This window comes from Flavobacterium tibetense, assembly GCF_003293845.1.
GTDB classification, from domain to species: Bacteria; Bacteroidota; Bacteroidia; order Flavobacteriales; family Flavobacteriaceae; genus Flavobacterium; species Flavobacterium tibetense.
Genome location: NZ_QLST01000001.1, coordinates 94188 through 117141, shown reverse-complemented (window position 1 = coordinate 117141; position 22954 = coordinate 94188). Strand labels below are relative to the sequence as shown.

19 protein-coding genes are annotated in these 22954 nt (G+C 33.8%); 11 read left to right on the top strand and 8 right to left on the bottom strand.

Annotation, left to right across the window (positions count from 1 at the left end):
* Positions 1 to 9: 9 nt before the first annotated feature.
* From feoB to DPN68_RS00550, 3 genes are all read right to left on the bottom strand, one after another.
* On the bottom strand, positions 10 to 2118 hold the full coding sequence (gene feoB / locus DPN68_RS00560) for a ferrous iron transport protein B (RefSeq protein ID WP_113987638.1): 2109 nt from the start codon (positions 2116 to 2118) through the stop codon (positions 10 to 12).
* Positions 2119 to 2126: 8 nt separating this feature from the next.
* Positions 2127 to 2357, bottom strand: coding sequence for a FeoA family protein (locus DPN68_RS00555; RefSeq protein ID WP_113987637.1), 231 nt, complete (start codon positions 2355 to 2357; stop codon positions 2127 to 2129).
* Positions 2358 to 2432: 75 nt separating this feature from the next.
* On the bottom strand, positions 2433 to 3098 hold the full coding sequence (locus DPN68_RS00550) for an SCO family protein (protein ID WP_113987850.1): 666 nt from the start codon (positions 3096 to 3098) through the stop codon (positions 2433 to 2435).
* Between the two features lie 112 nt (positions 3099 to 3210).
* On the opposite strand from DPN68_RS00550, the gene DPN68_RS00545 reads away from it, so the two are divergent.
* The 3 genes from DPN68_RS00545 (at position 3211) to DPN68_RS00535 (ending at position 9465) form a co-directional block, all read left to right on the top strand.
* Complete coding sequence (locus DPN68_RS00545) at positions 3211 to 6597, top strand: T9SS type A sorting domain-containing protein (protein WP_113987849.1); 3387 nt, start codon at positions 3211 to 3213, stop codon at positions 6595 to 6597.
* 65 nt (positions 6598 to 6662) lie between these two features.
* A complete protein-coding gene (locus DPN68_RS00540; RefSeq protein ID WP_113987636.1) occupies positions 6663 to 8744 on the top strand; it encodes a M13 family metallopeptidase in 2082 nt (693 codons plus the stop codon).
* Between the two features lie 73 nt (positions 8745 to 8817).
* The gene (locus tag DPN68_RS00535; RefSeq protein WP_113987635.1) at positions 8818 to 9465 is read left to right on the top strand and encodes a hypothetical protein; all 648 of its coding nucleotides are present in this window, start codon (positions 8818 to 8820) and stop codon (positions 9463 to 9465) included.
* A gap of 92 nt (positions 9466 to 9557) precedes the next feature.
* On the opposite strand, the gene trpS is transcribed toward DPN68_RS00535, so the two are convergent.
* Entirely contained in the window at positions 9558 to 10526 is a 969-nt protein-coding gene (gene trpS / locus DPN68_RS00530; protein WP_113987634.1) for a tryptophan--tRNA ligase, read from the bottom strand.
* A gap of 183 nt (positions 10527 to 10709) precedes the next feature.
* Here trpS and DPN68_RS00525 point away from each other — a divergent pair, with 183 nt between their 5' ends.
* Positions 10710 to 11444: a lysophospholipid acyltransferase family protein gene (locus tag DPN68_RS00525; protein ID WP_113987633.1), complete on the top strand. Its 735-nt coding sequence runs from the start codon at positions 10710 to 10712 to the stop codon at positions 11442 to 11444.
* A gap of 89 nt (positions 11445 to 11533) precedes the next feature.
* Here DPN68_RS00525 and DPN68_RS00520 read toward each other — a convergent pair whose 3' ends face one another.
* From DPN68_RS00520 to recA, 4 genes are all read right to left on the bottom strand, one after another.
* Positions 11534 to 13054, bottom strand: a complete 1521-nt coding sequence (locus DPN68_RS00520; RefSeq protein WP_113987632.1) for a hypothetical protein — start codon at positions 13052 to 13054, stop codon at positions 11534 to 11536.
* Positions 13051 to 13593 carry an RNA polymerase sigma factor gene (locus DPN68_RS00515; RefSeq protein WP_113987631.1) on the bottom strand — a complete coding sequence of 181 codons (543 nt, stop codon included), beginning with the start codon at positions 13591 to 13593 and terminating at the stop codon, positions 13051 to 13053. The genes DPN68_RS00520 and DPN68_RS00515 overlap by 4 nt, the downstream gene beginning before the upstream one ends.
* 13 nt (positions 13594 to 13606) lie before the next feature.
* Positions 13607 to 14014, bottom strand: coding sequence for a hypothetical protein (locus tag DPN68_RS00510; protein ID WP_113987630.1), 408 nt, complete (start codon positions 14012 to 14014; stop codon positions 13607 to 13609).
* A 92-nt stretch (positions 14015 to 14106) separates the two neighbouring features.
* Entirely contained in the window at positions 14107 to 15111 is a 1005-nt protein-coding gene (recA, locus tag DPN68_RS00505; protein ID WP_113987848.1) for a recombinase RecA, read from the bottom strand.
* Between the two features lie 187 nt (positions 15112 to 15298).
* Here recA and trhO point away from each other — a divergent pair, with 187 nt between their 5' ends.
* The 7 genes from trhO (at position 15299) to DPN68_RS00470 (ending at position 22953) form a co-directional block, all read left to right on the top strand.
* A complete protein-coding gene (gene trhO / locus DPN68_RS00500; protein ID WP_113987629.1) occupies positions 15299 to 16657 on the top strand; it encodes an oxygen-dependent tRNA uridine(34) hydroxylase TrhO in 1359 nt (452 codons plus the stop codon).
* On the top strand, positions 16657 to 17898 hold the full coding sequence (locus tag DPN68_RS00495) for a peptidase U32 family protein (RefSeq protein ID WP_113987628.1): 1242 nt from the start codon (positions 16657 to 16659) through the stop codon (positions 17896 to 17898). The genes trhO and DPN68_RS00495 overlap by 1 nt, the downstream gene beginning before the upstream one ends.
* The gene (locus DPN68_RS00490; protein ID WP_113987627.1) at positions 17898 to 18128 is read left to right on the top strand and encodes a ferredoxin; all 231 of its coding nucleotides are present in this window, start codon (positions 17898 to 17900) and stop codon (positions 18126 to 18128) included. Before DPN68_RS00495 ends, DPN68_RS00490 begins: the two co-directional genes overlap by 1 nt.
* A gap of 179 nt (positions 18129 to 18307) precedes the next feature.
* Positions 18308 to 19477, top strand: coding sequence for a PSP1 domain-containing protein (locus DPN68_RS00485; RefSeq protein WP_113987626.1), 1170 nt, complete (start codon positions 18308 to 18310; stop codon positions 19475 to 19477).
* Positions 19458 to 19949, top strand: a complete 492-nt coding sequence (locus tag DPN68_RS00480; protein WP_113987625.1) for a gliding motility lipoprotein GldH — start codon at positions 19458 to 19460, stop codon at positions 19947 to 19949. The genes DPN68_RS00485 and DPN68_RS00480 overlap by 20 nt, the downstream gene beginning before the upstream one ends.
* A gap of 3 nt (positions 19950 to 19952) precedes the next feature.
* A complete protein-coding gene (locus DPN68_RS00475; RefSeq protein WP_113987624.1) occupies positions 19953 to 22247 on the top strand; it encodes a penicillin-binding protein 1A in 2295 nt (764 codons plus the stop codon).
* Positions 22248 to 22251: 4 nt separating this feature from the next.
* Positions 22252 to 22953: a CoA transferase subunit A gene (locus tag DPN68_RS00470; RefSeq protein ID WP_113987623.1), complete on the top strand. Its 702-nt coding sequence runs from the start codon at positions 22252 to 22254 to the stop codon at positions 22951 to 22953.
* Position 22954: the final 1 nt, after the last annotated feature.

Here is a 22954-nt window from a genome sequence, read left to right as displayed (position 1 = left end):
ACGAAAATTTTATTTTAACAATTGATAAGCTATCAAAGAAACTACGTAAGCAAATCCGCTCATGATAACCAATTGATAAGCAGGCCATTTCCAAGAATTGGTTTCTTTTTTTACAATAGCCAAAGTCGAGATACATTGCATCGCAAAAGCATAAAAAAGCAGTAAAGAAATACCCGTTGCGAAATTAAATATCTTTTTTCCAGTAACAGGATGAACTTCTGAAGCCATTTTATTCTTAATGGTTTCCTCATCTTCACCTGAACTTCCCACGCTATAAATGGTAGCTAAAGTTCCAACGAAAACTTCTCTTGCAGCAAAAGAACCTATAATTGCTATCCCAATTTTCCAATCGTAACCTAAAGGTGCAATTACGGGTTCAATAGTTTTTCCAAGAACACCAATATATGAGTTTTCTAGTCGGTAAGCATTGATGGCATCTTCCAAAGCTTCTTCGTCAATAGTTGTGTTTTCTGCTTGAAATTGGGTTGTTACTATGGTTTCGGCGTTTTTGAAATCATCTCCATAACCGTGTGAACCTAGAAACCATAAAATAATAGATAATGCTAAAATGATTTTTCCAGCCCCAAAAACAAAAGCTTTGGTTTTTTCAATAACATTAATTGCTACATTGCGAAATAGTGGCACTTTATAACTCGGCATTTCTACTACAAAATACGATTTGTGTTTCATTTTCAGTATTTTGTTCATCAAATAAGCTGAAAAAATAGCCATTCCAAAACCTAGCAAATACAAAATCATTAAACTTAATCCTTGTAAACTGAAAATTCCTACAACTCTAGTTTTTGGAATAATAAGTTCAATCAAAATAGCGTAAACGGGAAGTCGGGCGGAACATGTTGTGAAAGGCGTGACTAAAATCGTAATCAATCGTTCTTTCCAATTTTCAATATTTCGCGCACTCATAATCGCCGGAATGGCACAAGCTGTTCCCGAAATTAATGGCACCACACTTTTTCCAGACAAACCAAAACGACGCATGATTTTATCCATTAAGAAAACCACGCGACTCATATAACCGCTTTCTTCCAAAACAGAAATAAACAAGAATAAAAAAGCAATTTGAGGAATGAAAATCACAATACCACCAATTCCAGGGATAACGCCTTCGGTAATTAAATTAGTTAATTCTCCAGCGGGTAAATTTTGTTTGGCATACGAACTCAAATTGGCAAATGATTGATCAATAAATTCCATTGGAATACTACTCCAGTCGAATAACAATTGGAAAATCAAGAGTAAAATTCCGAAGAAAATGACATAACCAAAAATTTTATGCGTTAAAACAGCATCTAATTTCGCTCTGAAATCGGTTGCTTTTGATGTATCAATTTTTTGACCAACTTTTAGCGTGTCATTGATAAATTGGTAACGTTTGATAGTTTCTTTTTGTTGCAATCGCTTCAATTCGGCATGTGATTTTGTGAAATTACTTTCAATTTCTTTTCGGTCCAAATTCAAGAAATTTACATCTTGCGTAATCACTAACCAAAGTTTGTACAGCAATTGGTCAGGAAAAGTTTTTCGCAACTTATCGAAATATTCTGGGTCAATGGAAGAAGCATTCAAGCAAGGTTCGGTTGACATTTGGTTGTAATTTAATAACAATTCTTTCAACTCTTTAATTCCTGTTTTTTTTCTGGAACTTACCAATGCTATTTTGGTTTTCAGTTCTCTTTCAAGCGTTGGAATATCAAATTCAATGCCTTTTAATGCCATTCTATCTGCCATATTGATGACTAAAATAGTTGGAATTTCAAGGTCTTTGATTTGGGTAAAAAGGAGTAAATTTCGTTTTAAATTTTCCACTTCGGTTACAACAACGGCAACATCTGGGAAATCCGAATCGTTTTTATTTAGTAATAATTCAATTACCACATTTTCATCAATAGAACTCGCATTTAAACTATAAGTTCCAGGTAAATCGATGATTTTTGCTTTGGTATTTTCGTCAAGCGTACAAAATCCTTGTTTTTTTTCAACGGTAATTCCTGGGTAATTTCCCACTTGCTGATTTAAACCTGTTAACTGATTGAAAACAGAAGTTTTTCCCACATTAGGATTCCCAATTAAAGCAACTTTTATGGTAGAATTTGGCATGTTACGATTTATTTTTCGAGAGTCACTTGAATTTCATTTGCCGTTTCTTTTCGAATAGCCACATGAGAATCGTTGATGTTAAAATAATAAGGATCTCCTAATGGCGCAATTTGCAAAAGTTCCACAGCATTACCAGGAAGACAACCCATTTCTAATAATTTCAATGGAATTTCTTCAATGTTTACTTCAGTAATTGTGGCTTTTTGGCCTTTTTTAAGTTCAGTTAGCGCTATGTTCACCTTATTTAGATTGAATTAAAACACAAAAGTAGGTATTATTTTAGTTATGAAAATGATAAATATCAGAAAGTAGAATTATTTTTGGTCAAGAAATCGAATATCTTCCAATAATTTTTTGACTTCTTCCAAATTGGTTCCATCATAAAATCCTCTGATTCTTCTTTTTTGGTCTACCAAAACAAAGTTTTCAGTATGCACCATGTCGTATAACTCGGAAGGATTTCCCGTTTTAACAACCAAATAAGATGTTCTTGCCATATAGAAAATATCTTTTATATCGCCAGTAACCATATTCCATTTGTGGTCTAAAACACCTTTCGTTTCAGCATAAGCTTTTAAAACAGGAACACTATCAATATCTGGAGTTACGGTGTGTGATAGCAGCATCACATTGGGCATATTTTTGATTTCATTTTGCAACCAAACCATATTGTCGGTCATAATCGGACAAATGGTTGGACAAGTAGTAAAGAAAAAATCAGCTACATAAATTTTGCCTTCGTAGTCTTTCTCGGTGATAGTTTTTCCGTTTTGGTTTACAAATTTGTAATCGGCAACCGTGTGATTGTATCCTATGTGTTGAATGGTAGTGTCAACTAATTCAGGATTTACATCTCGAGGAGTGAAAATTGGTAATGTTTTTTTGGGTTGTAATAAAGTATAAATACCTGAGAAAATAAATACAGATAATACACTCATTACAATTAGGAAGATTTTGTATTTTTTTAGGAAGGACAGCATTTTTATTTGCAAAAATAGACAAACAAAAGCAAACATATTTTTTATAAAATGTTAAAATTCAAATTGTTATTTTATTTATATTTGCTTTTCCAGTCCCTAAACCTAAATGTTTATGAAATTAAATTACCTAATTATTAGCTTGTTAAGTTGTTTATTTGGATTTTCACAGTTTAATTCATCTGCTCCTTGGATGGAAGAAATTAATTCAAAAAGGAAAGGAGAAGAATTAACTATTCATGAGATATCAGCTGCTTTTAATTCTTATTGGGAAACCAGAGATAGAACGGTTAGAGGTTCAGGTCATAATCCATACAAGCGTTGGGAATATCATTGGACAAATAAAGTTAACGAACAAGGTTATTTAATTTCTCCTGAAGAACTATGGGCTGCATGGAATCAAAAGAATGCTTCAAAGCAATCGCGTAATACAACTTTTGCAACTCCTCCAAGTAATTGGCAGCCTGTTGGGCCATTTAGTCATACCAATACGGGTTCTTGGTCTTCTGGTCAAGGAAGAGTGAATATTGTTGCGGTTGATCCATCAAATTCTAATACTCTATATTTAGGTGCTCCAGCTGGAGGAATTTGGAAATCTACTGATGCCGGCATAAATTGGAATCCTTTATCTGATTATTTGCCTCAAATTGGAGTCTCTGGAATTGCAATCGATCATACAAACTCAAACGTAATTTATATTGCTACTGGTGATAAAGACGCATTAGATTCTTATTCTATTGGAGTTTTGAAATCTACGGATGGAGGAATTACTTGGAACACAACTGGTTTAACATTAACTGGAACCAATAGAAGAGCAGGTGATATTATTATGCACCCAACTAACAACCAAATTTTATGGTGCGCCACGAGTATTGGTTTGTATAAAACGACCAATGCTGGAGCCAACTGGACAGTTGTACAAACTGGAAATTTTTCACAAGGAAACATTAGATTGAAACCAAATGATCCAAATACTGTTTACGCAGTTACAACAAATACGTTTTTTAGATCTACAAATGGCGGAGATTCTTTTACAATAGTTTCTACTGGTTTACCAGCATCTTCTGGAAGATTAGTTATGGATGTTACACCAGCAAATGCTGATTATGTTTATGTTTTGAGTGCAGGTACTTCACCAAATTTTTCTTATCAAGGTGTATTTAGATCAACGGATAGTGGAAATTCATTTGTTTCAAGAAACACTACAACGAATGTTTTAGAATCTTCCCAAGCATGGTTTGATTTAGCAATTGCAGTATCTGATGTTAATGCAGAAGAGGTTTATACTGGCTGTTTAAATGTTTGGAAATCTACTAATGGCGGAACTAATTTTACAAGATTAAATAGCTGGAGTGCTCCAGCAAGTCCTTCTTACCCTCATGCAGATATTCATTATTTAGGATTTCAAGCAGGAAAGTTTTACTGTGGAAGTGATGGTGGTATTTATGTTTCACAAAATGGAGGTGCTAATTTTACCGACTTAACTGAAACCGCTCAAATTAGTCAGTATTATAAAATTGCCGTTTCTAAACAATCTGCTGGGAATATGGTTGGCGGTTTGCAAGACAACGGTGGTTATGCATACAGTGGAGGTGCATGGAAAAATTATTATGGTGCTGATGGAATGGATACTGCCATTGACCCAAATAATCAAAACCTATATTATGGATTCATTCAATTTGGGGGAACTTTATATATTTCAAATAATGGAGGAAATTCTAGAACAGGCTCTGTATCGTCTCCTGCTTCTGAAAACGGGAATTGGGTTACTCCTTTAGTTTCAAATAGTGTAGGTGAAATTTTTGCAGGTTATCAATATTTGTATATTTTGAATAGTAATGCTTGGCAACAACAAAGTAGTACTCCAGTTGGTTCCGGAAATATTGACTATATAGAAATTGACCCAACAGATGACAACACCATTTATGTCTCTAATGGTTCTGGTTTGTATAAAAGTACAGACAGAGGAATAAATTTCAATTTAATCTATACCGCTCACGCAGCTATTTCCTCCATTGAAGTCAATCACACCAATAATCAAATTGTATACTTAACAACAGCTGGAACTGGAGGACGTGTATTAAAATCTATAAATGGAGGAATTGCGTTCACAAATATTACTACTGGAATTCCAAATATTGGTAAGAACATTATAGTTCACCAACCTCAACATTCCGATAATCCTTTGTATGTTGGAACTAGTTTAGGAGTTTATTATTTAGATGATACCATGACTACGTGGGAGGTGTTTGACACTAATCTACCCAATGTTTCCGTTGAAGATTTAGAAATCAATGTTGAAGATGCAAAACTTATTGCCGCAACTTATGGTCGTGGTGTTTGGCAAACCGATATTCCAGTTCAATTAGCTTCAGACGACATTAAAATAATGCAAATTCAAGCGGTAGGAGCATTAATTGATTGTGGAAATGTTACCCCTCAAATTGAAGTAAAAAATAATGGCGTAAATACAATAAACGCGGTTGACGTTTCTTACACAATAGATGGCACAACAAATTCATTTACATGGAACGGAACAATTACTTCAACAAATACAGCAATAATTGATTTACCGGAATTAACTTTAAACAGAGGTGTTTATGAGCTAAATGTAACTTCAACAATTCCAAACGATGCTTTTGCTTCCAATAATTCACTATCCAAGACTATTTTTGTTAATGATAATGGAACAATTGGTGTGGTAAATCCGTTTACAAATACTACTGATGCATTAATTTCTTATAACGATGGAAGCCTATCAACTTCGCAATGGGTTAGAGGAATACGTTCTGGAGGTTCCATGGATTCTGCAGGAAATACGGTTTATACTACTAATTTATCTGGTAATTATCCAGATAACAGAAAGTCTTATTTGGTATCACAATGTTATAATTTGTCTAATGTTATTAACCCACAAATTAGCTTTTCGATGAAATTTGATTTGGAGTTAAATTGGGATGTTATTTATGTGGAATATTCTACAGATTTTGGTGCCAATTGGTCAGTTTTAGGAACTGCTGGCGCAGGTTGGTATAACAGCAGCAGAACGCCTGGAAGTGATTGTTATAATTGTCCAGGTGCTCAATGGACAGGAGCGAATACAACAAACAACACATATTCTTATCCATTGAACGTTCTCAATAGCGAAACAAATGTGATTTTTAGATTTGTATTTCATTCGGATGAATCAGTTAACAGACCAGGTATAAATATTGATAATTTCCTAATTAATGGAACATTGTCTTCTCAGAATTTTGAATTGCAAAATGTAGTGGTTTACCCAAACCCTTCTAAAGGAATTTTTAATATTTCATTAGGTAATTTAAAACCAGAAACTATCGAAGTGTATGATGTAATGGGTAAATTAATTATGAAGAAAAATGCAATTTCAGTTACCAATTTTCAAACGAATATTGATTTAAGTGCAGTTGCTCAAGGTATTTACTTTATTAAAATTAGTGCCAACGGACAAAATAGTGTTAAACGTATTGTTAAAGAATAGTTTTAGTTTTTAATACGTATAACAAAAAGTTATATTTGTATAAACCCTTAAAAAATTACCAAAAAATGAAAAGAAAAATCATTAATGGAGGTTTGTTTGTGGCTACTTTTGCTTTGGCTCTTTATGGCTGTAAATCGCAAAATGAAGTTGTTACAACTACTCCTTCCGTACAAAAAGGAATTGGAATAAACACCAATTTTATGGATAAATCCGTAAATCCTGCTGACGATTTTAACCGTTTCGTAAATGGAACTTGGCTAGATAAAACCGAAATCCCAGCCGACAGAACGCGTTGGGGAAGTTTTGACGAGCTTCGTAAAAATACCGACGACGATGTAATGGCTATTTTGAAAGAAGCCATAAACGACAAAACCATCGATCCAAATTCTGACCAAGCAAAAGCAATTAGTTTGTACAAATCTGTTTTGGATACTGTAAACAGAAACAAACAAGGAATTGAACCTTTAAAACCTTATCTAGCTAAAATTAATGCGGTTAAAAATGCCAATGAATTAGTAGCATTATTAGCCGAAATGGAACCCGAAATGGGATTAGGCTTCTTTGGAAGTTACATTGGTGCGGATGCTAAAAACAGCAACAAAAACGTAATTTATGTGGGAACTGGAAGTCTAGGTTTACCAGATAGAGATTATTACGTTTCTGATGCGCCAGATAACAAAGAAAAACGCGAAAAATATGTAGCTCATGTGACCAGAATGCTACAATTCATCGGTGAAAATGAAGCTACTGCAAATGCCAATGCAAAGAAAATTTTAGCTTTAGAAACTAAAATGTCAATAGCTACTTTAGATCGTGTTGAGCGTAGAGATAGAAGAAAAACCTACAATCCAATGAGTTTTGCTGATTTACAAAAATTAGCTCCAACCGTAAAATGGGATTCTTATTTTCAGACTGTTGGCATTGGAAAAGTAGATTCATTGGTAGTATCACAACCCAAATATTTACAAGCAGTTGAAACTATTTTGAAAGACAACCAAGTAGAAGATTGGAAAGCGTATATGCGTTGGACTGCTTTAAGAGGTTCGGCAGGATTATTATCAACCGATATTGAAAATGCTAATTTTGATTTCTACGGAAAAACCTTAACTGGAGCAGTAAAACAACGCCCAGCGGAAGAAAGAGCTTTAGCAACGGTTAATGGAAGATTAGGTGAAGCACTAGGAAAGCTTTATGTAGCAAAAAAATTCCCGCCAGAAGCAAAAGAAAAAGCACAAGCTATGATTGCTAACGTGATGAAAGCTTTCGATAACAGAATCGATAACTTACCTTGGATGACCAAAGCCACTAAGGAAAATGCTAAAATAAAATTGAATAAATTCCGAGTGAAAATTGGATATCCTGATAAATGGAAAGACTACTCTGCTTTAACAATGAAGTCGCCAGAACAAGGCGGAACCTATTTTGAAAATTCAAGAATGTATGCAAGATGGAGTCACAAGAAAAACATTGAAAAAATCGGAAAACCAGTTGATAAAGAAGAATGGGGAATGGCGCCTCAAACGGTAAATGCGTATTTCAGTCCAACAAACAACGAAATTGTATTCCCAGCGGCAATTCTTCAACCTCCTTTCTATGATTACAAAGCAGATGAAGCAGTAAATTATGGTGGAATTGGAGCAGTAATTGGTCACGAAATTTCACACGGATTTGATGATTCAGGTTCTAGATATAATGCTGATGGAAATTTAGTAAACTGGTGGAGTGATGAAGATTTGAAACAATTCACTACATTAGGAAGTGCCTTAGCGGATCAATATTCAGCTTTAGAGCCATTACCTGGAATTTTTGTTGATGGAAAATTTACTTTAGGAGAAAATATTGGAGATTTAGGTGGTGTTAACGCTGCATTTGACGGATTACAAATCTATTTGAAAGAAAATGGAAACCCAGGTTTAATCGACGGATTTACTCCTGACCAACGCTTCTTTATTTCTTGGGCAACCATTTGGAGAAGTAAAATGCGTGATGAAGCGATTAAAAATCAAGTAAAGACTGACCCACATTCACCAGGAATGTACCGTGCTTATGTGCCGTTACAAAATGTGGAAGCGTTCTACAAAGCGTTCAACATTCAACCTAATAACGGAATGTATTTAAAACCAGAAGATCGAGTGAAAATTTGGTAAAACAACCACAACAAAACCTGTAAGAATCCAAACTTACAGGTTTTGTTGGCTTTATTTTTGATTACGTATTGGCATGAAAAACTGTTTTACACTTTTATTAATTTCAATTCTATTACTTTCTTGCACAGAGAAAGAAAAAACCTATGAAGCATTAGAAGCAGAAGTTTTGTGTGATGTGTTGCCGGAAGTGATACCCGAGATTGGAAGTTTATTTATTCCACCGCCTCCACCACCGCCCGATAGTCTTCGAAATGAAGATTATAAAGCTTCTTCTAATGACGAATTTTTTAAATTAGTTAGTGCTGAAAAAGAGAAAACAAAAAAGTTAGCAAAACAAAAATATAAGTATAGAATTGGAATTATTGACACTCTTAGAGGAATTGATTTCAGGTATTATAAAAATGTGTTTCCAAAACATTTTAATGATTTTAAACCAATTTTTGACACAATTGATTTCAGACAAATAAATAAAAATGAAGTTAAAAATTCAACTTTATTAATAAACCTTTACAGTTCAGAATTTTTACCTCATTTAACAAGCAATCACAATCACGATGAACATACAATTGTTTCGATTTCAAGAGTAGTTATTAATAAGACTAAAGACAAAGCATTTTTTAATTTAACTAAAGGAGGTTGTGTCGTATATAATTTTAAAATAGTCTCGATAAGAAAAAATGACAAATGGATTTTAAAAGGAATAATAAAGGATGATTATTAGAAGTTGAAAGTATTTCAATTTTAATTAAAAACCTCAAAACTTAGACATCTAAACTTTGAGGTTTTATTTTGTATTTTAAACTTTACACTTTCTTAATATCCCAACTTCTCTCGAACTCTTTTCAAAACACCATTAGCTACAGCACTTGCTTTTGTTGCTCCTTCTAATAATAACTTATCTACTTCTTCCAAGTTGTTGATGTAGTAATTGTATTTTTCTCTTTCGGTGGCAAATTTTTCTACAATTAATTCGAATAACGCTTGTTTTGCATGACCGTAACCGTAACCACCAGCCAAATAATTTTGCTTCATAGTTGCCACAGCTTCTGGAGTTGCCAATAAACGATACAAAGCAAAACAATTACACGAATCAGGATTTTTTGGATCTTCTAATGGCGTGCTATCGGTTTGGATGCCCATGATTTGCTTGCGCAATGACTTATCGTCAACGAAAATATTGATGAAGTTATTACGTGATTTGCTCATTTTTTGTCCGTCTGTTCCTGGAATAATCATGACATTGTCGTCAATTTTTGCTTCTGGCAACACAAAAGTTTCGCCCATTTGGTGGTTGAATCTTGACGCTACATCACGCGTGATTTCCAAATGTTGTAATTGGTCTTTTCCAACGGGAACAAATTCGGCATCGTACAATAAAATATCCGCAGCCATTAGCATTGGATAAGTAAACAAACCAGCGTTTACATCCTCTAATCTATCGGCTTTATCTTTGAACGAATGCGCTAACGTTAACCTTTGGTAAGGAAAAAAACAACTCAAATACCAGGATAATTCCGCTGTTTGAGGAACATCTGATTGGCGATAAAACGTTACTTTTTTAGTATCTAAACCACAAGCCAACCAAGCAGCTGCAACGCTATACGTGTTTTGTCTCAATTCTGCTCCATTTTTGACTTGCGTAATCGAATGCAAATCAGCAATGAATAAAAAAGACTCGTTTTTAGGATTATTTGCCATTTCGATTGCTGGTAAAATTGCTCCTAATAAATTTCCTAAATGTGGTGTTCCTGTACTTTGTACTCCAGTTAAAATTTTTGCCATGGTTGTTTTTTAACGCAAAGCAGCAAAGTTATTTCGCAAGGCTTCGCAAAGTTTTAAGTGTTATTCTGAATTGCAAATGTAAAGCAAAAAGTAGAAAGTTTAAAGTACAAAGTGTGAAGTGTGTAGTAGTAGTTCTAAGTATTATTAAATTGCTTACTTTTGAAAAACAAACAAATCTGATTCATGAAATTTTTAAAATATCCTATCACCTTTTTTTATCGTATTTGGTTTTATCTTTTGGTTTTACTTCCGATTATAGTTTTAGCTCCAATTTTATTGGTTTTGGTAATTTCGGAAAAAACGTATCCACAATTTTATAAAGTGGCTCGTTTTTGGGCAAAATTTGTACTTTGGGGAATGGGATTTTATTATAGAATAGATTGGGATGAAAAGCTAGAAAAAGGTCAAAGTTATATGTTGATTGCCAATCACACTTCGATGACAGACATTATGTTGATGTTGGTCGTGGTAAAAAACAATCCGTTTGTTTTTGTGGGAAAAAAAGAATTAGCAAAGATTCCGATTTTTGGATTTTTTTATAAACGGGTTTGTATTTTAGTTGATAGAAGCAGTAGCAAAAGTAGATATAAAGTCTTTGAATTGGCTCAACAACGCTTGCATCAAGGATTGAGTATTTGTATTTTTCCAGAAGGTGGCGTTCCCGACGATGAGAGCGTTATTTTAGATCAATTTAAAGATGGTGCTTTTCGATTGGCAATTGAACATCAAATCCCGATTGTTCCTATGAGTTTTATTGATAACAAAAAACGTTTTTCGTTTACTTTTTTTAGTGGAAAACCCGGTAGAATGCGTGTTAAGGTTCATCCGTTTATCACAACAAAAGGTTTAACATTGGAAGATAAAAACCAAATAAAAGAACAAGCAAGAAATGTTATTTTAAAAGATTTGAAGTATTAAAAATAAAAAAGTCCTTGGCAATTAAGGACTTTTTTTTGTTTCGGAACAAACCGATAACTTAACTAAATAAGCTTAACCAACAAAGCTTATTAAAATTGATAACTTATACCAGAATACAAACCAATAAAATAGGGTTTGAAATTACCGGCATTTTCACTAAAGGGATTGATTTGGTATTTAAGCATAGGCTGGAAATTAGCATTGAATGATTTCCAAAACGTATATTTAAAACCCAAACCGAAGTTACTACTGAAATGTAATTCGTTTAAGTTGTTTGCTTTACCTATTTCAATTTGCACGCCTTCCGCTACAAGGGAAACAGAGTTGTCATTTAAAAATAAAGTACTCATACCCCCAATTAATGAAATCCCAAATTTCTTGTCTAGTACTTTATAAATCAACTCCATAGGCACTTCAATATAACTTATATTTTGTCTCAAAGAACCTATATTTTCTTCTTTAAAATTTCCTACATCGGTCATTAACCCAGGACTTGAAAACTTGGATTTCAAGACTACATTTGAATAACTTGAACTCGTTGTGATATATGAAGACGAATTATCAATATTCCTTAAAGACATGTCATAAATTACTTCATTTGTGTCATATCCAAAAGCTAAAGAATTTACTCCTGATCGTAACGTTATTCTATTAGATAACTCATAAGAAGCTCCTACTCCATAACTAGTTGAATTTACAAAGCTTTTAGAATTTTCCATAAATTGCTCCCCAAGTGATGAGCCACGAGAAACAGTATTAAAATAAATAGGCGATACTTGGGAACTTATCGCCCATTTACTTGTGTTTTCTTTTTCATTAGCATTCTTCCCAAGTTCTTTTTCTTTTAACAATTTTTCTAACGGATTAATATCTTCAGAAATCTGAACCAAAACAATACTATCTTGTGAAACAGTTTCGTCTACAAAAACCAAAACCTGATTTGTAAAACTAGAATCTCTATTTTGATTGTTATTAATTTTAGAAATATTATTTTCAGATAAATTATCAATTAAAAAAGTTGATTCTATAGCATTTTTATTTGAACCTAATTTTGCTTCTTTGTGTTTTTTATTAGTATTAGAAGTTGAAACTATTATGTTGTCCTTATTTGAAACAGAACTGCTTATTTTATTAAAAGTAGCTTTGTTAACATGGTGTTTTTTATTATTTAATTTTCTGTTTGCGCTTTTTTGATTATCATCTCTTGAAACAATTATAGCATTTTTTTGATTTGTTTCTAAAATTTCAACTAAGCCTTTTTCGTTAGATTGTTTTTTTGTGTCAAAAACTAGAACTTCTTCTTCGTAATCATTAGTTTCTTTAGTTTTTTCATTTGACTTTAAACTATTAATCTCTAGCGAAATGTTTTTCTCATCATTAGGATTATCTTGTTCGCTTTCATTGATTAGAAAATTAAAAGACAAATAACTGAGTAAGACAAAAGATGCAGCAACACCAGAAAATTGATACCAGAAAGGAACTATTCTTCTTTTTTGTTTGTCTTTTTTTAACTTATTAGCAATCAAATTCCAAGAATCTTCAGGCGGAAGAACTTCAAAATCTTTGAATTTCTCTTGAAATAATCTTTCTATGTTTTTATTCTCTTTCATTTACTTTTTTTTACCTCTAAGGTATTGTTGAGTTCAATTTTACTTTTTAGAATAGCCTTTGCTCTTGCTAAATTTGATTTTGATGTTCCAATTGAAATTGCTAACATGTCAGCAATCTCCTTATGTGAATATCCATCTAAAACGTATAAATTAAAGACCAAGCGATAACGATCAGGCAATTCTTGAATGATTTTAGTTAAAAACTCAATACTTATTAAATCATCATCAATTTCAATCTCTTCATCGGCTGGAATTTTCTCTGAAACAATTTCAAAAACACTTTGTTTTCTGTATTGTTGTAAAACATAATTGATTACAATTCGTTTAGCCCAGCCTTCAAAAGAACCAATTCTGTTAAATTGCTTTATTTTGTCAAAAATGATTAAAAAACTCTCTTGTAAATTATCTTTAGCTTCTTCATGATTACGTGAATACTTTAAACACACGGAAAACAATTTAGGCGCTAGTAAGCGATAAATTTGCTCTTGTGCTTTAGTGTTATTTTTGCAGCATTCATGTATAAGTTGCTCAAGATTCAAGATGAAATTTTATTTAGTTTACAACAGGAATTTCATATTCTAGAAAAACATATTCTCCATTGTCGTTGATTCCATTCCAAAATTTAAAAATATAACTACCATTACTTGTAACATAAAATTGAAACGTTTCCTCAACCAAAACCTCATTTGTAGGAACACAAGAAGATCTTTCTCTATAAAGATTCCTTACTGCAAAAGTTCTTTCGTTTAAATAACTATCATAATGAACTCCATCACTTGCATAACATGATGTTGGTTTATAATATCTATAGGTAATTTCATAGGTTTGCCCCAACTGAAACTGATCAGGAACCTCAACAGATTCAATTGGTAAAAGTGTTAGTCTAAAATTAGCGTCTTCATTCACACTACATGAAGATAAAATAAAAAATAAACCTAAAATTGCTACTATTTTTTTCATTTGTTCTAACTTGGTTTAATTTAAAGATTCAAAAAAACACAAAAGGTTGCGTTAAGGTATAAAAAAATCCCGAAATTTTTCGGGATTCATTGTTATGCGTTATTTTCTTTTATGGTTTCTTTGATTTTTTGTTCCAATTCATCCATCAATTCTGGATTGTCTTTTATCAAAGCTTTAACAGCATCTCTTCCTTGTCCTAATTTGGTTTCACCATAACTGAACCAAGAACCGCTTTTCTTTATAATTTCAAATTCTACTGCTAAGTCTAATACTTCACCTACTTTTGAAATTCCTTCACCATACATTACATCAAATTCTGCCGTTCTAAACGGTGGTGCTACTTTGTTTTTAACGACTTTTACTTTGGTTCTATTTCCAATAACATTATCTCCATCTTTGATTTGAGTAGACTTACGAATGTCAATACGAACCGAAGCATAAAATTTCAATGCATTTCCACCAGTTGTTGTTTCTGGACTTCCAAACATCACTCCAATTTTATCACGTAATTGGTTAATAAAAAACACGGTACAGTTCGTTTTGTGAATGGTTCCTGTTAATTTTCTCAACGCTTGCGACATCAAACGTGCGTGTAACCCCATTTTAGAATCACCCATATCACCTTCAATTTCACTTTTTGGCGTTAAAGCAGCAACTGAGTCAATTACCACAATATCAACCGCTCCCGAACGGATTAAACTTTCGGCAATTTCTAATGCTTGTTCACCGTTATCCGGTTGTGAAATGATTAAATTGTCGATATCGATACCTAATTTCTCAGCATAAAAACGATCAAATGCGTGTTCCGCATCAATAAATGCTGCGATTCCTCCTGCCTTTTGAGCTTCTGCTATGGCGTGTAATGTTAACGTAGTTTTACCTGACGATTCTGGTCCGTAGATTTCAATAATCCTTCCTCTTGGATAACCATTTACACCTAGGGCTAAATCAATTCCCAATGAACCCGAAGGAATAGCTTCAACTTCTTCAACAGCGCTATCGCCCAGTTTCATTACCGTTCCTTTTCCGTACGTTTTGTCAAGTTTGTCTAATGTTAGTTGTAAGGCTTTTAATTTTGCTTCTTTGTCTGAACTCATAATATTTGGCTTTAAATTGATTACAATTCTTTTCTGTAAAAATACATTTTTTTTCAATTGCTCCAAAAATTGTTAATATGTTTTCTATCCTTTTTAAATATTTGATTTTTAATCAATTTTATTACCTTTGCCCTCGAATTCTTCCATTTAGAATTCATAACATATTTCTCACTTAAACGTTTATAGCATGCAACTGTACAACACCTTAAGCGCAGAAGAAAGAAAAGAGCTAATTGATTTAGCAGGTAAACAACGATTAACCTTGTCTTTCTATGCGTATGCCAAAATTGAAGATCCCAAAAAATTTCGCGACGATTTATTTATCGAATGGAACAAACTTGATGCTCTTGGTCGAACTTATGTAGCCAAAGAAGGAATCAATGCTCAAATGAGTGTTCCAGCAGAAAACTTTGAAGCTTTTCGCGAAACTTTAGAAGCGTATGATTTCATGCGTGGCATTCGTTTGAATGTAGCCGTAGAACATGATGATCATTCGTTTTTAAAACTAACCGTAAAAGTTCGTGATAAAATTGTAGCCGATGGTTTGAACGATGAAACTTTTGACGTAACCAATATCGGTGTGCATTTAAAAGCCAAAGAGTTTAACCAAATATTAGAAGACCCAAACACCATTGTAGTAGATTTCAGGAATCACTACGAAAGTGAAATTGGTCATTTTAAAGGCGCAATCACTCCTGATGTTGAAACTTTTCGTGAATCGTTACCAATTATCAACGAGCAATTAAAAGATTTTAAAGAAGATAAAAACTTGGTGATGTATTGCACTGGCGGAATTCGTTGCGAGAAGGCATCAGCTTATTTCAAACACCAAGGTTTTAAAAATGTATTCCAATTGGAAGGCGGAATTATCAATTATGCCAAGCAAATCAAAGAAGAAAACTTGGAAAGCAAATTCATCGGAAAGAACTTCGTTTTTGACCACAGATTAGGTGAAAGAATTACCGATGATATCGTTTCGCAATGCCACCAATGTGGAAAACCGTGCGATAATCATACCAATTGTCTGAACGACGGTTGCCATTTATTGTTCATTCAATGTGACGAATGTAAAGCCGCAATGGAAAATTGTTGTTCTACCGAATGTTTAGAAATCACGCATTTACCATTAGCCGAGCAAGTAAAATTACGTCGTGGAAAACAAGTCGGAAATAAAGTATTCAGAAAAGGAAAATCAGAAAATTTGAAATTCAAACATTCAGGAGAATTGTCTGACAAACCTTTGGCTGTAGTTGAGAAAACGAAAGACATTCGTCAGAAAATAAAAGTAAAAAAAGTGTTACTTGGTAAAGCCGAACATTATTATGTAAAAGCACAAGTGGGACTTTTCGTTATAGAAAATCAAGAATTAAATGTTGGTGATAAAATTTTAATTTCTGGACCAACAACTGGAAACCAAGAATTAGTTTTAGAAAAAATGTTAGTAAACGGAAGTGAAAATTCATCTGCGAAAGTTGGAGATAAAGTAACTTTTGAAGTGCCTTTCCGAGTACGATTATCTGATAAATTATTTAAAATTATTAGCTAATGACAACTTCGGGAAGGATAGAATTAATGGCACCTGCAGGAAATTTCGAATCCATGCAAGCGGCATTAGACAATGGTTGCGATTCCATTTATTTTGGTGTGGAGCAATTGAATATGCGCGCTCGTGCAACAGTAAATTTCGTTTTAGACGATTTACCAGAAATTGCCCGTCGTTGCAACGAAAAAAACGTTAGAACTTATCTAACATTAAATACGATTATTTACGATCATGACTTGTCGATTGTAAAAACACTTTTAACCAAAGCCAAAGAAGCTGGAATCACAGCCGTTATCGCATCGGACCAAGCGGTGATTATGACAGCTCGCACAATGGGAATGGAAGTGCATATTTCTACGCAATTGAATGTAACTAATATTGAAACGGTAAAATTTTACGCGATGTTTGCAGATACGATTGTATTGTCTCGCGAGTTGAGTTTACGTCAAGTGAAAAAAATCACCGATGATATTGAAAAAGAGCAAATAAAAGGGCCAAGTGGTAATTTGGTAGAAATTGAAATCTTTGGTCACGGCGCTTTGTGTATGGCGGTTTCAGGAAAATGTTATTTGAGTTTACATTCGCATAATTCATCTGCCAATCGTGGTGCTTGCAAACAAAATTGCCGTAAAAAATATACCGTAATTGACCAAGAATCAGGTTTTGAAATTGAAATCGATAACGAATACATGATGTCGCCAAAAGATTTATGTACGTTAGATTTTCTTGATCAAGTAATTGATTCCGGAATCAAAGTTCTAAAAATTGAAGGTCGTGGACGAGCAGCTGATTATGTGGCAACGGTTATCAAAACCTATCGCGAAGCTATCGATTCGTATTACGAAGGAACGTTTACGAAAGAAAAAATCAATACTTGGATGGAAGCTTTGGCAACCGTTTATAATCGTGGTTTTTGGAGCGGTTATTATTTGGGACAAAAATTAGGCGAATGGTCAGATAACCCAGGTTCTAATGCCACTCAGAAAAAAGTATATGTTGGTAAAGGAGTGCATTATTTTCCTAAATCAAGCATAGCCGAATTCAAAATCGAAGCTTACGATATCAAAAAAGGCGATAAAATTTTAATTACAGGTCCGTCAACTGGAGCGCAAGAATTAATTTTAGAAGATTTTTTCGTGAATGATGCCACTTCTGAAAAAGCAACCAAAGGAGATAGTTGTACTTTAAAAGTGCCTTTCCGCATTCGTTTATCGGACAAAATGTATAAAATTGTTGAAAACTAATGGTCATTATTACGCTTCAAAGAGATAAATGCATTGGGTGTAATTACTGTGTGGAAATGGCACCTGCACAATTTCAAATGTCAAAAAAAGACGGAAAATCAGTATTAATAAAATCGGTTGACGCCAAAGGGTTTCACACTTTAAAATCAGCAGACCACACTATTGTAGAAAATTGTGAATTGGCTGCAAAAGCTTGTCCGGTGCATATTATTACTGTAAAAGAAACCTAATTTTTTGTTTTACAATACTATAAACCAACCTATTTCGTTTTTAAATGAAATAGGTTTTTGTTTTTGCTGAAGTTTGCAATCTAAAGCGTAAACCTTTAGTAAAAAAATAATATCTTTACACACAAAAACATTTTAGAAACGTAGTCCGCTTTTCGGACAATCAACATATATTTGAAATTATGGCATGTACAAATTGTTCCACAGGAACCACAGATGGAGTTCCAAAAGGATGTAATAATAATGGGAGTTGTGGCACCGGAAGCTGCAATAAATTAACGGTTTTTGATTGGTTAGCCAATATGTCTTTACCAAGCGGTCAAGAGCCTTTCGACTGTGTAGAAGTTCGATTCAAAAACGGAAGAAAAGAATTTTTTAGAAATACCGAAAAATTATCGTTGTCAATTGGTGACATTGTAGCTACTGAGGCTTCTCCAGGACACGATGTGGGAATTATAAGTTTGGCTGGTGAATTGGTAAAAATTCAAATGAAGAAAAAAGCAGTGGATCATTTGGGCGAATTACCAAAAGTCTACAGAAAAGCTTCTCAAAAAGATATTGATATTTGGAGTACCGCAAGAAATAAAGAAGAAACCATAAAAGTTAAAGCAAGAGAAATAGCCATAGCTCTAAAATTGGAAATGAAAATTTCTGATGTGGAAGTGCAAGGTGACAATTCGAAAGTTACTTTTTATTATACGGCGAACGAACGTGTGGATTTCCGTCAATTGATTAAAGATTTTGCGCGCGAATTCAGCACAAGAATTGAAATGAAACAAGTAGGTTTCCGTCAAGAAGCTGCTCGTTTGGGTGGAATTGGTTCTTGTGGAAGAGAGTTATGTTGTTCCACTTGGTTAACTGATTTTAGAAGTGTGAATACTGCGGCAGCTCGTTACCAACAATTATCGCTTAATCCACAAAAATTAGCCGGACAATGTGGTAAATTAAAATGTTGTTTGAATTATGAATTGGATACGTATTTGGATGCGCTGAAAGATTTTCCAAGTATGGACACCAAATTACATACCGACAAAGGAACAGCCGTTTGCCAAAAAGTGGATATTTTTAAAGAGCTAATGTGGTTTTCTTATGAAAATCAATCGGCACTTTGGCATGTATTAACGGTAAGCCAAGTGAAGGAAATTTTAGCAGAAAACAAGCAAAGTAGAAAGATAGCTGCAATTGAAGATTATGCGGTTGAAATAACAAAAGAAATTGAAAAGAATTTCCAAAATGCGGTTGGTCAAGACAGCTTAACACGTTTTGACAAGCCAAAAGGAAAACCAAATAAAAACAAAAAACGTCGCAAACCCGCTACAATTAATAAAAAAAATGCGCCTAAAAAAGAGTGATTTATTATTTGCAATAGGAATTTCATTGCTGTTTATTTCCTGCGATGAAAAACGTGTATTCGATGAATATCGAAAACTAGATGGTTCCTGGAAAAAAAAGGATGCTGTTCAATTTGTTTTTGAACAAAACGACACCATCAATCCTTATAATTTGTTTTTGAATATTAGAAACAATAATGATTATCCGTACAACAATTTATATGTAATTGTGGCGCTTACGCAACCAGATAGTTTGGTAAAAATAGATACATTAGAATACGACATGGCTTTTCCTGATGGAAAACTAATGGGCGAAGGTTTTTCAGATGTGAAAGAAAGTAAATTGTGGTACCAAGAAAATTTTAAATTCAATAAAGCGGGAACTTACTCGGTAAAAATATCGCAAGCTTTAAGAAAAACAGGAGATGTTTCAGGCGATTTGGAATTAAACGGAGTAACAGAAGTAGGTTTTAGAATCGAAAAAACAAACTAATTTATGGCAACAAAAAAAACAGAAAATACCAACTTTTCTAAGCAAGTTCGTTGGTTTTGGAAAGCATTTGTTTACAGTATAATTGGTATAATCCTTTTATTTTTATTTGCTTCTTGGGGATTATTTGGAGAAATGCCAAGTTTTGAAAAACTAGAAAATCCAGATTCTAATATTGCCACAGAAATTATCTCTTCTGATGGAGAAATTATTGGTAAATTTTATGCCGAAAACCGTGTACCTGTTAAATTCGATGACCTTCCAGAACATTTAGTTAACGCTTTAATTGCTACTGAAGACGAACGTTTTTACGAGCATTCAGGAATTGACGCTCGTGGAACTTTACGCGCAGTAGTGAAACTAGGAAAAGGTGGAGGAGCAAGTACCGTTTCACAGCAATTGGCAAAAAACTTGTTTCATGGTGCAGATGGCTCAAAAAACATTGTTTACCGTGTCATTCAAAAAATAAAAGAATGGATTATTGCTGTTCGTTTAGAACGTCAATATACCAAAAAGGAGATCATTGCTATGTATTTCAATGAAGTGGATTTTGTTAATGGTGCAGTAGGAATTCGTTCGGCATCTAAAATCTATTTTAACAAAGAACCTAAAGATTTAACTATAGAAGAAGCAGCTGTTTTCGTTGGGATGTTAAAGAATCCTTCTTTGTATAATCCAGCAAGGGAGAAGAGAAAAGAAAAGGTTTTCAACAGAAGAAATACGGTTTATGATCAAATGGTTAAAAACGGATTTCTTACCGAAGCTGAAAAAGAACAATTAAAAGTAAAACCAGTTGTTTTAGATTTTAAACCCGAAAGTCATAGTCAAGGGAGTGCTACCTATTTTAGAGAATACTTGAGAGACTTCATGAAAAAATGGGTGAAAGAAAACAAAAAAGAAGACGGAACAGAATATGATATTTATCGTGATGGTTTAAAAATATACACAACCATTGATTCTAAAATGCAACAATATGCGGAAGAAGCTGTTCAAGAGCATTTAACATTATTACAGGCAAAATTCTTCGATTTAGCTAAAGGAAGAAAAAACGCTCCTTTTGTAAATATTTCTGATGCAGAAACTGAATCTATTATTTCAAGAGCGATGAAAGCTTCTGAAAGATGGCGTTTATTGAAAGATGAAGGAAAATCAGAAGAAGAAATCATCAAATCTTTTGAAGTAAAAAGAAATATGAAGATCTTTACTTGGAAAGGCGAAAGAGACACGATAATGACTCCTAGAGATTCTATCATTTACTACAAACACTTTTTACAAACTGGTATGATGGCTATGGAACCACAAACGGGACATATCAAAGTTTGGGTTGGCGGAATCGATTACAAATATTTCCAATACGATCACGTGGGTCAAGGAGCACGACAAGTCGGTTCTACTTTCAAACCTTTTGTGTATGCCACTGCTATTGAACAATTAGGAATGTCACCATGTGATTCCATTATTGACGCGCCGTTTACTATGCCAAAAGGAAAATGGAATATTGATGCTGCTTGGTCACCCAGAAACTCCACTGGTGAATTTAAAGGGATGGTTACCATGAAAAATGCGCTTGCCAACTCCATAAATACCGTTTCAGCAAAATTAATGGACAGAGTTGGACCTAATGCAGTAATTGATTTAGCCAAAGAATTAGGAGTTACTACAAAAATTCCAGAACAACCTGCAATTGCACTTGGTGCAGTAGATATTACTGTAAGTGAAATGGTGGGTGCTTTTAGTACATTTGCTAATCAAGGAGTATTTATAAAACCTTCATTTATCACTAAAATTGTAGATAAAAACGGTGTAGTACTGCAGCAATTCATTCCTGAAAGTAAAGATGTAATGAATAAAGATGTTGCTTACGCAATCGTAAAATTATTAGAAGGTGTAACCGAATCAGGAACTGGTCAACGTTTGCGCTGGGGTGGTGTTAGTGGTTTAACCCAATACAAATATTCATTCTCCAACCCAATTGCTGGTAAAACTGGAACATCTCAAAACAATTCCGATGGATGGTTTATTGGAATGGTTCCCAATTTAGCCACTGGAATTTGGGTAGGAAATGATGATAGGGCTGCACATTTTAGACAAACTCTTTACGGACAAGGAGCTACAATGGCATTACCTATTTGGGGACTTTTCATGCAAAAATGTTATAACGATGAAACCTTAACGGTATCCAAACAAGCTTTTGAAAGACCGGAAAAAATAAATATTCAAGTGGATTGTTGGAAACCAATAGAAAAAGATTCTATTGATGAAGACCAACCCGATTTAGATCAATTTGACTTTAAACCATAAAAAAATGATTTCTAGAAAAGTAAATAACGTACAAGAAGCTTTAGACGGAATTCAAGACGGAATGACTATCATGCTTGGTGGTTTCGGATTGTGTGGTATTCCTGAAAATAGTATTGCTGAATTGGTACGTAAAAATGTAACCAACTTAACTTGTATTTCAAACAACGCTGGAGTTGACGATTTTGGTTTGGGATTACTATTGCAAAAACGTCAAATCAAAAAAATGATTTCTTCTTACGTAGGAGAAAATGCAGAATTCGAACGTCAAATGCTTTCAGGCGAATTGGAAGTAGAACTAACGCCACAAGGAACATTGGCAGAAAAATGCAGAGCAGCTCAAGCGGGAATTCCGGCTTTCTTTACACCTGCAGGTTACGGAACTGAAGTAGCTGAAGGAAAAGAGGTGCGAGAATTCAATGGAAAAATGCACGTTTTAGAATACGCTTTCAAAGCTGATTTCTCCATTGTAAAAGCATGGAAAGGCGACGAAGCAGGAAACTTAATTTTCAAAGGAACCGCTCGTAATTTCAATGCACCAATGGCGGGAGCAGCTAAAATTACGATTGCCGAAGTAGAAGAACTAGTTCCAGCAGGAACATTAGATCCAAACGAAATTCACATCCCAGGAATTATGGTAAACCATATTTTTCAAGGTGAGAAATTTGAAAAAAGAATTGAGCAAAGAACTGTTAGACAAAGAAGTTAAT

Coding starts and splice junctions, on each gene's coding strand:
- DPN68_RS00470 (WP_113987623.1), top strand. CDS start 22,252: ATGATTTCTAGAAAAGTAAATAACGTACAAGAAGCTTTAGACGGAATT.
- DPN68_RS00475 (WP_113987624.1), top strand. CDS start 19,953: ATGGCAACAAAAAAAACAGAAAATACCAACTTTTCTAAGCAAGTTCGT.
- DPN68_RS00495 (WP_113987628.1), top strand. CDS start 16,657: ATGACAACTTCGGGAAGGATAGAATTAATGGCACCTGCAGGAAATTTC.
- recA (WP_113987848.1), bottom strand. CDS start 15,111: ATGAGTTCAGACAAAGAAGCAAAATTAAAAGCCTTACAACTAACATTA.
- DPN68_RS00490 (WP_113987627.1), top strand. CDS start 17,898: ATGGTCATTATTACGCTTCAAAGAGATAAATGCATTGGGTGTAATTAC.
- DPN68_RS00535 (WP_113987635.1), top strand. CDS start 8,818: ATGAAAAACTGTTTTACACTTTTATTAATTTCAATTCTATTACTTTCT.
- DPN68_RS00540 (WP_113987636.1), top strand. CDS start 6,663: ATGAAAAGAAAAATCATTAATGGAGGTTTGTTTGTGGCTACTTTTGCT.
- DPN68_RS00485 (WP_113987626.1), top strand. CDS start 18,308: ATGGCATGTACAAATTGTTCCACAGGAACCACAGATGGAGTTCCAAAA.
- trhO (WP_113987629.1), top strand. CDS start 15,299: ATGCAACTGTACAACACCTTAAGCGCAGAAGAAAGAAAAGAGCTAATT.
- trpS (WP_113987634.1), bottom strand. CDS start 10,526: ATGGCAAAAATTTTAACTGGAGTACAAAGTACAGGAACACCACATTTA.
- DPN68_RS00510 (WP_113987630.1), bottom strand. CDS start 14,014: ATGAAAAAAATAGTAGCAATTTTAGGTTTATTTTTTATTTTATCTTCA.
- DPN68_RS00525 (WP_113987633.1), top strand. CDS start 10,710: ATGAAATTTTTAAAATATCCTATCACCTTTTTTTATCGTATTTGGTTT.
- DPN68_RS00520 (WP_113987632.1), bottom strand. CDS start 13,054: ATGAAAGAGAATAAAAACATAGAAAGATTATTTCAAGAGAAATTCAAA.
- DPN68_RS00550 (WP_113987850.1), bottom strand. CDS start 3,098: ATGCTGTCCTTCCTAAAAAAATACAAAATCTTCCTAATTGTAATGAGT.
- feoB (WP_113987638.1), bottom strand. CDS start 2,118: ATGCCAAATTCTACCATAAAAGTTGCTTTAATTGGGAATCCTAATGTG.
- DPN68_RS00480 (WP_113987625.1), top strand. CDS start 19,458: ATGCGCCTAAAAAAGAGTGATTTATTATTTGCAATAGGAATTTCATTG.
- DPN68_RS00545 (WP_113987849.1), top strand. CDS start 3,211: ATGAAATTAAATTACCTAATTATTAGCTTGTTAAGTTGTTTATTTGGA.